The sequence below is a fragment of the Streptomyces sp. NPDC057654 genome (genome assembly GCF_042800135.1).
Taxonomy (GTDB): Bacteria; Actinomycetota; Actinomycetes; order Streptomycetales; family Streptomycetaceae; genus Streptomyces.
Genome location: NZ_JBHVHQ010000122.1, coordinates 1 through 14,220, shown reverse-complemented (window position 1 = coordinate 14,220; position 14,220 = coordinate 1). Strand labels below are relative to the sequence as shown.

At 71.7% G+C, this 14,220-nt stretch carries 9 protein-coding genes; 8 read left to right on the top strand and 1 reads right to left on the bottom strand.

Translation table 11 applies throughout. The features are described 5' to 3' along the window. Positions 1-226 precede the first annotated feature (226 nt). The 3 genes from ACFU99_RS12775 (at position 227) to ACFU99_RS12765 (ending at position 3,101) form a co-directional block, all read left to right on the top strand. On the top strand, positions 227-820 hold the full coding sequence (locus ACFU99_RS12775; protein ID WP_384389946.1) for a TetR/AcrR family transcriptional regulator: 594 nt from the start codon (positions 227-229) through the stop codon (positions 818-820). Between the two features lie 152 nt (positions 821-972). Further along, positions 973-2,130, top strand: a complete 1,158-nt coding sequence (locus tag ACFU99_RS12770; RefSeq protein WP_384389943.1) for an acyl-CoA dehydrogenase family protein — start codon at positions 973-975, stop codon at positions 2,128-2,130. Positions 2,131-2,210: 80 nt separating this feature from the next. After that, positions 2,211-3,101, top strand: a complete 891-nt coding sequence (locus ACFU99_RS12765) for an acyl-CoA thioesterase (protein WP_384389940.1) — start codon at positions 2,211-2,213, stop codon at positions 3,099-3,101. Positions 3,102-3,227: 126 nt separating this feature from the next. Here the strand turns inward: ACFU99_RS12765 and ACFU99_RS12760 are convergent, their stop codons facing one another. Continuing rightward, on the bottom strand, positions 3,228-4,007 hold the full coding sequence (locus ACFU99_RS12760; protein ID WP_384389938.1) for a phosphatase: 780 nt from the start codon (positions 4,005-4,007) through the stop codon (positions 3,228-3,230). A 208-nt stretch (positions 4,008-4,215) separates the two neighbouring features. Between ACFU99_RS12760 and speB the strand changes: the two genes are divergently transcribed. From speB to ACFU99_RS12735, 5 genes are all read left to right on the top strand, one after another. Continuing rightward, complete coding sequence (speB, locus tag ACFU99_RS12755) at positions 4,216-5,187, top strand: agmatinase (RefSeq protein WP_384389935.1); 972 nt, start codon at positions 4,216-4,218, stop codon at positions 5,185-5,187. Positions 5,188-5,303: 116 nt separating this feature from the next. Further along, positions 5,304-8,021, top strand: coding sequence for a discoidin domain-containing protein (locus ACFU99_RS12750; protein WP_384389933.1), 2,718 nt, complete (start codon positions 5,304-5,306; stop codon positions 8,019-8,021). Positions 8,022-8,101: 80 nt separating this feature from the next. After that, positions 8,102-8,440 (top strand): helix-turn-helix domain-containing protein, encoded by a 339-nt coding sequence (locus ACFU99_RS12745; protein WP_384389930.1) that lies wholly within the window; start codon positions 8,102-8,104, stop codon positions 8,438-8,440. A gap of 177 nt (positions 8,441-8,617) precedes the next feature. Then, positions 8,618-12,532 carry an ABC transporter ATP-binding protein gene (locus ACFU99_RS12740; protein ID WP_384389927.1) on the top strand — a complete coding sequence of 1,305 codons (3,915 nt, stop codon included), beginning with the start codon at positions 8,618-8,620 and terminating at the stop codon, positions 12,530-12,532. 203 nt (positions 12,533-12,735) lie between these two features. Further along, positions 12,736-14,166 (top strand): S28 family serine protease, encoded by a 1,431-nt coding sequence (locus ACFU99_RS12735; protein ID WP_384389924.1) that lies wholly within the window; start codon positions 12,736-12,738, stop codon positions 14,164-14,166. The last annotated feature ends 54 nt before the right edge of the window (positions 14,167-14,220 follow it).

The window sequence follows — 14,220 nt, the reverse complement described above, 5'->3', positions numbered from 1 at the left end:
GTCCGAGAGCTCGCGGTGCGCGGCCTCGTTGGCCCGCCAGGCGTCGGACGCCGGGTCGGCCGAGCTGGTCAGCACCGGGGCCTCGGCCAGAGGTGCGGGGTCGGCCCCCGGCGGGGATGCGGTCATCCGGACGAGCTCCCTTGCTCGGTGATGATCTTAGTTAGTGGTCGTTAACGCGCTGTGTTCAGGTTAACGACCACTAATGCCGCTGTCTACAATTGATTTCATGACCACGCATGCCGCCGCCCCGACCCGCCGCGACCAGATCCTGAAGGAGGCCGCACGCCTCTTCGCCGAGCGCGGTTTCCACGGCGTCGGGGTCGACGAGATAGGTGCGGCGGTCGGCATCAGCGGCCCCGGCCTCTACCGCCACTTCGTGGGCAAGGACGCCATGCTCGCCGAGCTGCTCGTCGGCATCAGCGGCCGGCTCTACGCCGGGGGCCGCAAGCACGTGGAAGCGGCCGCGGGGGACCCGGCGGCGCTGCTGGACCTGCTCATCGACGGGCACATCGACTTCGCCCTGGACGACCGCGACCTGATCATCCTCCACGACCGCGAGCTGGACCGGCTGCGGGACAGTGACCGCAAGCTGGTGCGCCAGCTCCAGCGGCAGTACGTCGAGCTGTGGGTCGACGCCGTGCGCGAGCTGCACCCCGAGGCCCCCGAGCCGCAGGTGCGTACCGCCGTGCACGCCGTCTTCGGCCTGCTCAACTCCACCCCGCACCTCAGCCGCCGGGCCTCGACGCCCGGCCGCGCCTCCATGGCCGCGCTGCTGCGCCGCCTGGCGCACGGCGCGCTCGCGGCCGTGACGCCGCACTGACCTCCGGCCGGCCCCGCGGCCCCCGGGCCTGCTCCGGCGCTCATCTCACCCCTGGACGTTTCAGTGACCGGCGGGTAGCTTTTTCTGAGCAAGCGCTTAGCCACTCCTGGCCGGCGCTCCGGGCCCAGCAAGCCGATCCAGGGAGGCGTGCAGTGCGTCGTACGGTGTTCAACGAGGACCACGAGGCGTTCCGCCAGACCATTCGCGACTTCATCGCCGCCGAGGTCGTGCCCCACTACGACGAATGGCGGGAGGCCGGCTGCGTCCCGCGCGACCTGTACAAGAAACTCGGCGAGCTGGGGATCTTCGGCATCGAGGTCCCCGAGGAGTACGGCGGCGCGGGCGAGACCAGCTTCAAGTTCAGCGCGATCATCTCCGAGGAGTGCTCCCGCGCGGGCGTCAGCTTCGGCGGCTCCAGCGTGCACTCCGCGCTCTGCCTCCCGTACATCCTCAAGTACGGCACCGAGGAGCAGAAGCAGCGCTGGCTGCCCTCCTTCGTCTCCGGCGACATGATGACCGCCATCGCCATGACCGAGCCGGGCACCGGCTCCGACCTGGCCGGCATGAAGACCACCGCCAAGCTCTCCGAGGATGGCACGCACTACGTCCTCAACGGCGCGAAGACGTTCATCACCGGCGGCGTGCTGGCCGACCGGGTGCTGGTCTGCGCCCGTACCGCCCCGCCCACCCCCGAGGACCGGCGCGGCGGCATCTCCATCCTCGTCGTCGACACCACGTCCGAGGGGTACGCGGTCGGCCGAAAGCTGGAGAAGCTGGGCCTGAAGACCTCCGACACCGCCGAACTGTCCTTCACCGACGTCAAGGTCCCGGTCGAGGACCTGCTCGGCGAGGAGGGCAAGGCGTTCGGCTACCTCGGCCAGAACCTGCCGCAGGAGCGGCTGAGCATCGCCGTGGGCGCTTACGCGCAGGCCGCCGCGGCCGTCGCGTTCGCCAAGGAGTACGTCGAGGACCGCACCGTCTTCGGCAAGTCGGTCGCGTCCTTCCAGAACACCAAGTTCGTCCTCGCCGACTGCAAGTCCGAGGTCGACGCGATGCAGGCCGTCGTGGACCGCGCCCTGGAGGCGCACGACGCGGGCGAGCTGACCCCGGCGGACGCGGCCTCGGCGAAGCTCTTCACCACCGAGCGCGCGGGCGTCGTCATCGACAAGTGCCTCCAACTGCACGGCGGCTACGGCTACATGATGGAGTACCCGATCGCCCGGCTGTACGCGGACACCCGCGTCAGCCGCATCTACGGCGGCACGAGCGAGGTCATGCGCTCCATCATCGCCAAGTCGATGGGCCTCTAGGGGCCTTCGGAGGGCTTTTCGGCTGCACCGTCGGGCGGCCCGCCCGGCGGTCCCACCGCACCTCAACGGATACTCCAATGATGAACGAAGCACTGGAGTCCCTGCTCGCCCTGCTCGACCTGGAGCGGATCGAGCAGGACATCTTCCGCGGCCTCAGCCGCCGCTCCGTGGTGCCGCGCGTCTTCGGCGGCCAGGTCGCGGCACAGGCGCTGGTCGCCGCGGGCCGCACGGTCCCGGACGACCGCGCGGTCCACTCACTGCACGCGTACTTCCTGCGCGCCGGGGACCCCGGCGCGCCCATCGTCTACACCGTCGACCGCATCCGCGACGGCCGCTCCTTCACCACCCGAAGGGTGGTGGCGGTGCAGCACGGGCAGCCGATCTTCCATCTCTCCGCGTCGTTCCAGGCGTACGAGGAGGGGATGGAGCACCAGGAGCCGATGCCGAAGGCGCCCGACCCGCTCACCCTGCCGACGGCCGCCGAGATGCTGCCGCGGTACGCGGGCGGGGCCCTCAGCGAGGAGGCCGTCGCGTACCTCCTGGAGGCGCGGGCGGCCGTGGACCTGCGGTACGTGGACGCGCCGCCGTACGCCGGCGTGGGCGAGCCGCGCGAGCCGAAGTCGCAGGTTTGGTTCCGGACGAACGGCAAACTGGACGGCGTCATCGACCAGCCCCTGCTCCACGTCTGCCTGGTCACCTACGTCTCCGACATGACGCTCCTGGACTCCGTGCTGCTCGCCCACGGGCGGGGCGGCTGGGTCGTCGGCGACGTCGTCGGAGCCAGCCTGGACCACGCGATGTGGTTCCACCGCCCGCTGCGGGCCGACGAGTGGCTGCTGTACGACCAGGAGAGCCCCACGGCGCAGGGTGGCCGGGGGCTGGGCAAGGGCAGCATCTACACGGCGGACGGGCAGCTGGCCGTTTCGGTCATCCAGGAGGGCGTGGTGCGCGTTCCTCGCGGCCGGGGGTAGGCGGCGTCCGGGGAGGGTGGAGAAACGATTCCTCGGATGGTGTGCCGTCCCGGAACCGGCCGCGGCTCCGGGGGCGTACCGACCGCACCCGGAGCAGTCGCTCACGGCAGGGTGCAGGGTGCAGGGTCAGGAGAGCCCCGCCGCGTGCAGCAGGTACGCCGTCATCGGGTCGTAGAACCGCGGGCTGGTGACGTGGTCGTCGAGCGGCACCGTGACCTGGAGCGTTCCCTCCGCCTCGCCGAGGAAGAGCGCGGGGTCGTTGCAGTCCGCGTAGCCCACCGCGTCGATGCCGCGCTGTCCCGCGCAGCCCGCCCAGCCGTGGTCGGCGACCACCAGGTCGGGCAGCGGCCGGCCCTCGCGGGCGAGGCCGTCGAGGATGGCGGTCATCGGCTCGGGGGAGTGGGTGTGCCACAGCGTCGCGCCGCGCTCCAGCATCGCCACGTCCGCGAACTGGAACACGAAGCCCTCGTCCGCCTGAAGCCCCTCCGGGATCACCACGATCTCGCAGCCGGCGGCGCGCAGCGCGGCGGCCGTCGCCCGGTGGACGTCCAGCAGCCCGCCCGGGTGGCCGGTCGCGAACAGCACCCGCTTGCGGTCCTCGGCGGCCTTGGCCAGCACGACCGCGGCGCGGTCCAGGGCGGCGACCGTCAGCTCCGGGTCGATGGTGTCCTGCCCGGCGCGGTGGCCCAGGTCGTCGCTGACGCCGCACCGCTCCGCCATCACGGCCAGCACGTCCTGCTCGTCGGCCCAGCGGTCGCCCAGCTCCAGCCCCAGCCAGTAATGGCGGTCACCGTTCGCGAGCTTGCGGTAGTGGTCGAGGTTGTTCTCCCGTGGGGTCGCGACATCGCCCGCGATGCGCGTACGGACGAGATGGTCGATCAGTTCGCTACGGCTGGGTATCGGCATGGGACCCATTGTCCCCTGTGCCGGTTTCAGCTGGACGTGGTGTCCATATGGGGTGGTCGGATCCACGGATACGTACATGTGCGGAATCCGTGGCGCTGCCTACGCTCGGTACGTTCCAGCAGCACGTACCAGGCAGCCGCACCACCACGCGGACCAGAGCCCGTACCGTTCCGACCCGACCGACCCGACCCGTACGAGAGGCCATCGCATGACCAGCCACGCCCCCCGTGTCCCTCGCGGCCCCGTCGACTCCTCCCGCGTCCCGCGCTACGCCGGGCCCGCGACCTTCGCCCGGCTGCCCCGCCTGGACGAGGTCGGCAGCGCCGACGTCGCCGTGGTCGGCGTGCCCTTCGACACGGGCGTGTCCTACCGGCCCGGAGCGCGGTTCGGCGGCAACGCGATCCGCGAGGCGTCGCGGCTGCTGCGCCCGTACAACCCGGCCCAGGACGCGTCCCCCTTCGCCCTCGCGCAGGTCGCGGACGCCGGTGACATCGCCGCCAATCCCTTCAACATCGAAGAGGCCGTCGAGTCGATCCAGGCGGCGGCGGACGACCTCCTGGACACCGGGGCCCGGCTGATGACCCTGGGGGGCGACCACACCATCGCGCTTCCCCTTCTGCGCTCGATGGCCCGTAAACACGGTCCGGTCGCCCTTCTGCACTTCGACGCGCACCTCGACACCTGGGACACGTACTTCGGCGCCGAGTACACCCACGGCACGCCCTTCCGGCGGGCCGTGGAGGAGGGCATCCTCGACACCTCGGCCCTCTCCCACGTCGGCACGCGCGGCCCGCTGTACGGCAAGAAGGACCTCGACGACGACGAGAAGATGGGCTTCGGCATCGTGACGTCGGCGGACGTCATGCGACGCGGCGTCGACGAGGTCGCCGACCAGCTCCGCCAGCGCATCGGCGACCGCCCGCTGTACATCTCCATCGACATCGACGTCCTCGACCCGGCCCACGCCCCCGGCACCGGCACCCCGGAGGCGGGCGGTCTCACCTCGCGCGAACTCCTGGAGATCCTGCGCGGCCTCTCCGACTGCCACCTCGTCTCGGCCGACCTGGTCGAGGTCGCTCCCGCCTACGACCACGCCGAGATCACCTCCGTGGCCGCCTCTCACACGGCGTACGAACTGACGACCCTGATGTCCCGGCAGATCGCGGAGGCGCGCTCGTAGGACCCGCCCCGCCTCGGCCGCTCCGCACGGGAGCGGCCGCAGGAATCCCCTCCGCCATCCTGATTCATTTCTTCACACCAATGCGAGCTGCGTTGACCTGAAGCGTTCACAACTTTATGTTCGCTGCGGTGACGACCCCCTCACGCGCCACTCGACTGATCGCCCCTCTTCTCGCGGGCGTTCTCGTGGCCGCGATTCCTCCGGCGACCTCCGCCGCTCCGGCCGGCCGGGCCGTGCCCGTCCGCACCGCCGCCACTCCTCAGGCCGACCCCTGGAAACTGACGGCCACTCATATCGATCCGGACGACAGCCACCACGCCTACGTCGGCAACGGCTACCTCGGTCAGCGCGTGCCGCCCGCCGGCGCGGGATACGCGGCGAGCGGCGGCAAGACCGGGTGGCCGCTGTTCACCCCGCGCTATGACGGCTCGTTCGTGGCCGGGCTGTACGCGCACCATCCGGCGACCACCGGGAACAGACAGGTCATCGCCGCCATCCCGACCTGGACGCCGCTCACCGTCAGGACCGGCGGGGAGCGCGGGGAGACGTTCACCTCCGGTACGGCCGCCCACCGGATCTCCCGCTACCGGCAGGAGCTCGATCTGCGGCGCGGGGTGGTCACCACCTCGCTGACCTGGACCGCGGGCGACGGCCGGGCCACGGATCTGGTGTACGACGTCGTCGCGGACCGGAGTGATCCGCATGTGGGGGCCGTTCGGCTGCGGATGACGCCGCGCTGGAGCGGCGAGGCGACCGTCACCGATGTCATCGACGGGCGCGGGGCGCGGCGGGTCGCGCAGACCGGGGGCGGGGATCGTTCCCAAAGCCGACGGTCCATGGCCGTGACGTTCCGTACGGACGGGACGCGTACCGACGGGGCCGTCGCCTCCACCCTGCGGGCCGGGGCGGAGGTGCGTACGACAAGTGAACGGAAGGCCGGTCCGGCGAGGGAACTGACCACACGTCAGGCCCGGACCTTTCCCGTCCGTGCCGGGCACGGCTACGAGTTCGTGAAATACGTCGGCGTCGACACCGCCCTCACTTCGCGCGCCCCCGAGCGCGCCGCCCTCGCCGCCTCCCGGCGCGCCGCCGGCCGCGGCTGGCACGCGCTGTTCGCGCGGCATGAGGCCGCCTGGCGGGAGCTGTGGCGGAGCGACATCGAGGTGGCGGGGGAGCCGGCGCTCCAGTCGTGGGTGCGGTCGGCCGAGTACGGGCTGCTCGCCAGTACGCGGGCCGGAGCGGCCGACAGCATCGCTCCCGCCGGGCTGTCCAGCGACAACTACGGCGGGCTGGTCTTCTGGGACGCCGAGACCTGGATGTACCCCGCCCTGCTCACCGCCCACCCCGAACTCGCCAAGTCCGTCGTCGACTACCGCTACCGCACCCGCGCCGGGGCCCGCGCCAACGCCGAGAAGCTCGGTTACCCCGGCCTCTTCTACCCCTGGACCAGCGGCAGCCGCGGCGGTCTGTGGAGCGAGTGCCACAGCTGGGAACCGCCGCACTGCCGCACCCAGAACCACCTCCAGAGCGACGTCGCCCTCGCCGCCTGGCAGTACTACCTCGCCACCAAGGACACCCGCTGGCTGCGCGAGCGCGGCTGGCCCGTGATCGAGGGCGTCGCGAAGTTCTGGGCCGGGCGCGCCACCCGCAATACGGACGGCACGTACTCCATCAAGGACGTTGCCGGGCCCGACGAGTACAGCAACGGCGTCGACGACGGCGTCTTCACCAACGCGGGCGCGGCCACCACCCTGCGCACCGCCACCCGCGCCGCCGCGCTCCTCGGCCACAAGGCCCCCGCCGCCTGGAACGCCGTCGCAGGCAAGCTGCGCATCCCCTACGACGCGAAGAAGCAGGTCTTCCAGCAGTACGACGGCTACCGCGGCTCGGTCATCAAGCAGGCGGACACCGTCCTGCTGATGTATCCGCTGGAATGGCCGATGACCAAGCGCGCCGCGGCCGCCACCCTCGACTACTACGCCGCCCGCACCGACCCCGACGGCCCCGCCATGACCGACTCGGTGCACGCCGTCGACGCCGCCGCCATCGGCGAGCCCGGCTGCTCGACGTACACCTATCTGAGGCGCTCCATCGAGCCGTTCGTACGCGGTCCCTTCCAGCTGTTCTCCGAGGCGCGCGGCGAGAAGGCGGGCGCCTCGGATCCGCTGTCCGGCTCCCCGGCCCAGGACTTCACGACGGGTAAGGGCGGCTTCCTCCAGGTCTTCACGCACGGCCTGACCGGGCAGCGCCCGCGCGAGGGCCGGCTGCACCTCGACCCGATGCTGCCGCCGCAGCTCGCCCGCGGCGTCACCCTGCGCGGGCAGCGCTGGCAGGGCCGTACGTACGACATCGCGCTCGGCGCGCACCGCACCACCGTGACGCTGACCCACGGCGCGCCCTTCGAGATCGAGACCCCGCAGGGCACGCGGTCCGTACGGGCCGGGGCCCCCGCCGTGCTGGAGACCCGGCGGCCGGACCTCGCGCCGACCCGTAACGCGGCCAGGTGCCGGGCGGCCTCGGCGACCTCGGAGCAGCCGGGGCAGTACGCGGCCGCCGCCCTCGACGGCAACCCGGCCACGGCCTGGGTCCCGGACGGCGCGAACGGCACCCTCACCGCCGACCTCGGCCGCCCCGTGCGCCTCTCGGCCATCACCCCGCGCTGGACGGTCGTACACCCCGAGTCGTACGAGGTCCGCACCTCGCCGGACGGGCGGCACTGGAGCGGCGCCCGGAGGGGAACGGAGGCCGGTGCCGTCCGCTACATCGCGGTGACCGTCCGTTCCTCGGACGCCAAGAAGCCCGCCGGGATCGTCGAGCTGGAGGCGGAGGAGTAGGGCTGCTCCACGGGCTGCCGTCCCGCGAGCCGCTCCACCGGCTTTTGCCCCATTCTTATACCGGTATTAGTATCACAGTCATGGTACGCACCCCTCTCACCGAGCTTGAGCGTGAACGCGGCCGTCACCTCGGCGTCCTGCTCCGGCAGGCCCGCGGCGAGCGCAGCATGGCCGAGATCGCCGCCCTCGCCGGAATCTCCGCCGAGACCCTCCGCAAGATCGAGACCGGCCGGGCGCCGACCCCCGCCTTCTTCACCATCACGGCCCTGGCCGGCGCGCTCGGGCTGCGCCTGGACGAGCTCGCGGTGGAGTGCGCGCTGCGGCTCGCCGCCGACGCGCCTCCGGAGGCGCGGGAATCGCCCGAACCGGCCGATGTGCGCGGTTTGGCCGGGGCTGTGGGCGGGCCGGTCGCCGCCTGAGAGCGGCAGCGGGGAGGGGTGGGCGCCGCGCGAGCGCCCGCCCTCCCGCGGCTCCCCCGCTCCCGATCATGATGTCGACTTGTCGTCACCCGCCGCCACAGATTGTTGCCGCAGGATGAAATCCGCACGCCAGGGTGTTGCAGCCTTCCGGTAGAGGACGCCGGCGGGAGGACTCGGGTGACGGCACAGAACACAGAGCAGGGCTGGGCGCGGCGGCTCACACGCTACTGCTGGCGGTATCGGCGCAACGTACTGCTGGCCCTCGGCTCCTCACTCGCCGGGATGGCCGTCACGGCGCTCGTACCGCTCGTTCCCAAACTGATCATCGACGACGTGATCGGCTCGCACAGCCGGCCGCTCGCCCCCTGGGCGACGCTGCTGATCGTCGCCGCCATCGCCGTCTACGCCCTCACCTACATCCGCCGCTTCTACGGCGGGCGGCTCGCGCTCGACGTCCAGCACGACCTGCGCACCGAGATGTACGAGTCGATATCGAGACTCGACGGCAGACGCCAGGACGAGCTGTCCACCGGGCAGGTCGTCGGCCGCGCGACCAGCGACCTCCAGCTGATCCAGGGCCTGCTCTTCATGTTGCCGATGATGATCGGCAACATTCTGCTGTTCGTCATCTCCCTCGTCGTGATGGCCACGCTCTCCCCGCTGCTGACCGTCGTCGCCCTCGCCGTCGCCCCCGCCCTGTGGTTCCTCGCCAACCGCAGCCGCACCCGGCTCTTCCCCGCCACCTGGTACGCGCAGGGGCAGGCCGCCGCGGTCGCCGGCGTCGTGGACGGCGCCGTCACCGGCGTCCGCGTCGTCAAGGGCTTCGGCCAGGAGGAGCAGGAGACCGGCAAGCTCCGCGAGGTCAGCCGCCGGCTCTTCGCGGGCCGGCTGCGCACGGTACGGCTGAACTCCCGCTACACCCCCGCCCTCCAGGCCGTACCCGCGCTCGGCCAGGTCGCCATGCTCGCGCTCGGCGGCTGGATGGCCACCCGCGGCCAGGTCACGCTCGGCACGTTCGTCGCCTTCTCCACCTACCTCGCGCAGCTCGTCGGGCCCGTGCGGATGCTCACGATGATGCTGACCGTCGGGCAGCAGGCGCGGGCCGGCGTGGAGCGCGTCTTCGAGCTCATCGACACGGAACCGGTCATCAAGGAGCGCCCCGACGCCGTCGGGCTGCCGCACGACGCGCCCGCCACGGTCGAGTTCGACGACGTGAGCTTCGGTTACGCGAAAGCGTCGGACAACGCGTCGGACAATGCCTCGGAAGAAGAGAACGACGGGGCCGCCGCCGTCCAGCACCCCGTGCTCGACGGGTTCTCGCTGCGCATCGAGGAGGGCGAGACCGTCGCCCTCGTCGGCGCCTCCGGCAGCGGCAAGTCCACCGTCTCGCTCCTCCTGCCCCGCTTCTACGACGTGACCGGCGGCGCCGTCCGCGTCGGCGGCCACGACGTACGCGACCTGACGACGGCCTCGCTGCGCGACGCGATCGGCCTGGTGCCCGAGGACAGTTTCCTGTTCTCCGACAGCATCCGCGACAACATCGCGTACGGACTCCCGGACGCCACCGACGAGCAGGTGCGCACCGCCGCGCGCGCCGCGCAGGCCGACGGGTTCATCACCGCCCTGCCGCAGGGCTACGACACCGAGGTCGGCGAACAGGGCCTGACCCTCTCCGGCGGCCAGCGCCAGCGCGTCGCCCTGGCCCGCGCGATCCTCACCGACCCCCGGCTGCTGCTCCTCGACGACGCCACCTCGGCGGTCGACGCGCGGGTCGAGCACGAGATCTACGAGGCGCTGCGCTCCATCATGGCGGGCCGCACCACGCTCCTCATCGCCCACCGCGCCTCCACCCTCGCCCTCGCCGACCGCGTCGCGGTCCTGGAAGCGGGCGTCCTTGTGGACATCGGCACGCGGGAGGAGCTGGAGGAGCGCTGCGAGGTCTACCGCAGGCTGCTCACGGACCCGGAGGAGCTGGGGGCGGAGGACCGGTTCCGTACGGGCGCGAGCGCTGGCGCGACCGCGACCGCGGGCGGATTCGGCGGCGAGGCGTCCGCTACGGGCCTCATCGACGCCCCCGATGTATCCGATGTATCCGCCGTATCCGATGAGCCTGATACGGCCGTGAGCGCCGATACGGCCGTGAGCGCCGCCCCCGGCCCACAGGCCCCCGGCGCCGTCACCCCCGAGCTGTGGGTACGCCCCGACGCCGCGGCCTCCGCATCATCATCGTCCGCCCCCGCCGACAACGCCCTCGCCGGCATGCCCGCCACGCCCGAACTGCTCGCGAAGGTGGCCGCGCTGCCGCCCGCCGACGACGTGCCCGACGTGGACGAGGAGCGGGCCGCGCGCCCCGAGGAGTCCTACGGGCTGCGCCGTCTGCTGCGCGGCTTCGGCAAGCCGCTCGCCGTCAGCCTGGCGCTGGTGGCCGTCGACGCGGTGGCCGGGCTGCTGCTGCCCGTACTGATCCGGCACGGCATCGACCAGGGCGTACAGCGCCTGGCGCTCGGCGCGGTGTGGACGGCGTCCGGGCTCGCCCTGCTGGTGGTGCTGGGGCAGTGGGCCGCGCAGTTCGGCGAGACCCGGATGACGGGCCGCACCGGCGAGCGGGTGCTCTACGCGCTCCGCGTGAAGATCTTCGCGCAGCTCCAGCGGCTCGGGCTCGACTACTACGAGCGCGAGCTGACCGGCAAGATCATGACGCGGATGACGACCGACGTCGACGCCCTGTCGTCGTTCCTCCAGACCGGCCTGATCACCGCCGTCGTCTCCCTGCTGACCTTCTTCGGCATCCTCGTCGCCCTGCTCGTCATCGACCTCCAGCTCGCGCTCGTCGTCTTCGCGACGCTCCCGCCGCTGATCATCGGGACGGTCTTCTTCCGCCGCCAGAGCGTCAAGGCATACGAGCTGGCGCGCGAGCGCGTCAGCTCCGTCAACGGCGACCTCCAGGAGAGCGTGGCGGGGCTGCGCATCATGCAGGCGTTCCGGCGGGAGGACACGGGCGCGCGGCGTTTCGCGGAGCGCAGCGACGGGTATCGGCAGGCGCGCGTGCGCGGCCAGTTCCTGATCTCGGTCTACTTCCCGTTCGTCCAGCTGCTGTCCTCCGTGGCCGCCGCCCTCGTGCTGATCGTCGGCTCGGGGCGGGTCGGCGCGGGCACCCTGACGGCGGGCGCGCTCGTCGCCTACCTCCTCTACATCGACCTGTTCTTCGCCCCCGTGCAGCAGCTCTCGCAGGTCTTCGACGGCTACCAGCAGGCGAGCGTCTCGCTCGGCCGCATCCAGGAGCTGCTGCGCGAGCCCACCACGACGCCGCTCGCGCGCGAGCCGCGCGACGTCCGGGGGCTGCGCGGCGAGATCGCCTTCGACGGCGTGCGCTTCCACTACGGAGCGGGCGACGAGGCGGAGGAGGCGCTGGCGGGGATCGATCTGACGATCCCTGCCGGGCAGACGGTCGCGTTCGTCGGCGAGACGGGCGCGGGCAAGTCGACGCTCGTCAAGCTCGTCGCCCGGTTCTACGACCCGACCGCGGGCGCCGTCCGCGCCGACGGGGACGATCTGCGCGAGCTGGACCCGACCGCCTACCGGCACCGGCTCGGCGTGGTGCCCCAGGAGCCGTACCTCTTCCCCGGCACGGTCCGCGACGCCATCGCGTACGGGCGTCCTGGCGCGAGCGACGCCGAGGTGGAGGCCGCCGCGCGGGCCGTCGGCGCGCACGACATGGTCGCCACCCTGGACGGCGGCTATCTGCACGCGGTCACCGAGCGTGGCCGCAACCTCTCCGCCGGCCAGCGGCAGCTGATCGCCCTGGCCCGTGCCGAACTCGTCGACCCGGACATCCTGCTGCTCGACGAGGCCACCGCCGCCCTCGACCTGCACAGCGAGGCGCTGGTCAACCGGGCCACGGACCGGCTCGCGGGCAAGCGCACCACCCTGGTCGTCGCCCACCGGCTGACCACGGCGGCGCGCGCGGACCGGGTGGTGGTCATGGACCACGGGCGCGTCGTGGAGGACGGCACGCACGACGAGCTCCTAGCGGCGGACGGCCGGTACGCGCGACTGTGGCGGACCTTCACGGGCGAGGCGCTGCCGGTGTGAAAGAGACGCTGCCGGTGTGAGATGCGGGAGACCCAACCGGTTTGAAATCCGGTGAGGCTCTAATAGTGAGCAGCGCGCCCTCCCGCCTCCTGGGCCCCGCCCCGCCGCCCCCGATCCCGCCCCGATCAGGGCTAGTCGGGGCGGGTGGTGTCCCGATAGGTTCACGGCGATCTCTGTGAAGCCAGGGACCCCAGGAGGGGCGAATGCGCAAGGCACTCAGATGGCTGCCGGCGTTCGCGGTGCTCGTAGGCACCGTGGGCGCCGGTACGGCACCGGCGGGAGCGGCCACCGCCGCGGAGCCGGACATCAAGGAACGCGTCCTGAAGATACCCGGCATGAGTTTCGTCGAGGAGAAGCCCTACGAGGGCTACCGCTACCTCGTGTTCACCTATGATCAGCCGATCGACCACCGCCACCCGTCCAAGGGGACGTTCAAGCAGCGCTTCACCCTGCTGAACAAGTCCACGGACCGGCCGACGGTGTTCTTCACCTCCGGCTACAACGTCTCCACGACGCCCAGCCGCAGCGAGCCGACCCGCATCGTCGACGGCAACCAGGTCTCCCTGGAGTACCGTTACTTCACGCCGTCCCGGCCGCAGCCCGCCGACTGGTCGAAGCTCGACATCCGGCAGGCCGCCGACGATCAGCACCGCCTCTACAAGGCCCTCAAGCCGATCTACACCAAGAACTGGCTGGCCACGGGCGGCAGCAAGGGCGGCATGACGGCCACCTACTTCCGCCGCTTCCACCCCGACGACATGGACGGCACCGTCGCGTACGTCGCGCCCAACGACGTGAACAACAAGGAGGACTCGGCGTACGACCGGTTCCTCGCCACCGTCGGCGACAAGGCGTGCCGCGCGCAGCTGAATTCCGTACAGCGCCAGGCCCTGGTGCGCCGCGACGAGATCGTGGCCCGCTACCAGAAGTGGGCCGACGCGAACGGCCGGACGTTCAAGGTCGTGGGCAGCGCCGACAAGGCGTACGAGAACGTCGTGCTCGACCTGATCTGGGCATTCTGGCAGTACCACCTCCAGAGCGATTGCGCGAGCGTCCCCGCGACCAACGCCTCCACCGACGAGCTGTACAAGTTCGTCGACACCATCTCGGGCTTCGACGCCTACACCGACCAGGGCCTGGAGAAGTACACGCCGTACTACTACCAGGCGGGCACCCAGCTCGGCTCGCCCAGCTTCAAGTCCCCGCACCTCAAGGGGCTGCTGCGGTACCCCGGCATCTACCAGCCGCGCTCGTACGTGCCGCGCGACATCCCGATGAAGTTCCAGCCCGGCGCGATGCGCGACGTCGACCGCTGGGTGCGCAACGACAGCGAGCGGATGCTGTTCGTGTACGGGCAGAACGACCCGTGGGGCGCCGAGCCGTTCCGGCTGGGCAGGGACGCGGCGGAGCGCCACGACTACCGCTTCTTCGCGCCCGGCGGCAACCACGGCTCGAACATCGCCCAGCTCGTCGCCGACCAGCGGGCCAAGGCCACGGCCGAGGTCCTCGACTGGGCGGGCGTCGCCCCGGCCGCCGTCAAGAAGGACGCGAAGCTGGCGAAGCCGCTCGCGCCGTACGACGCGAAGCTGGACCGGCAGCAGACGCTCGACCGGCAGCAGTCACTGCGCCCGTGACGCGCTGACGACAGGGAGGCGCTGACGACAGGGAGGCGCCGCGCCGCTCGGCCC

Coding starts and splice junctions, on each gene's coding strand:
- ACFU99_RS12735 (WP_384389924.1), top strand. CDS start 12,736: ATGCGCAAGGCACTCAGATGGCTGCCGGCGTTCGCGGTGCTCGTAGGC.
- ACFU99_RS12760 (WP_384389938.1), bottom strand. CDS start 4,007: ATGCCGATACCCAGCCGTAGCGAACTGATCGACCATCTCGTCCGTACG.
- ACFU99_RS12775 (WP_384389946.1), top strand. CDS start 227: ATGACCACGCATGCCGCCGCCCCGACCCGCCGCGACCAGATCCTGAAG.
- ACFU99_RS12765 (WP_384389940.1), top strand. CDS start 2,211: ATGAACGAAGCACTGGAGTCCCTGCTCGCCCTGCTCGACCTGGAGCGG.
- speB (WP_384389935.1), top strand. CDS start 4,216: ATGACCAGCCACGCCCCCCGTGTCCCTCGCGGCCCCGTCGACTCCTCC.
- ACFU99_RS12750 (WP_384389933.1), top strand. CDS start 5,304: ATGTTCGCTGCGGTGACGACCCCCTCACGCGCCACTCGACTGATCGCC.
- ACFU99_RS12745 (WP_384389930.1), top strand. CDS start 8,102: ATGGTACGCACCCCTCTCACCGAGCTTGAGCGTGAACGCGGCCGTCAC.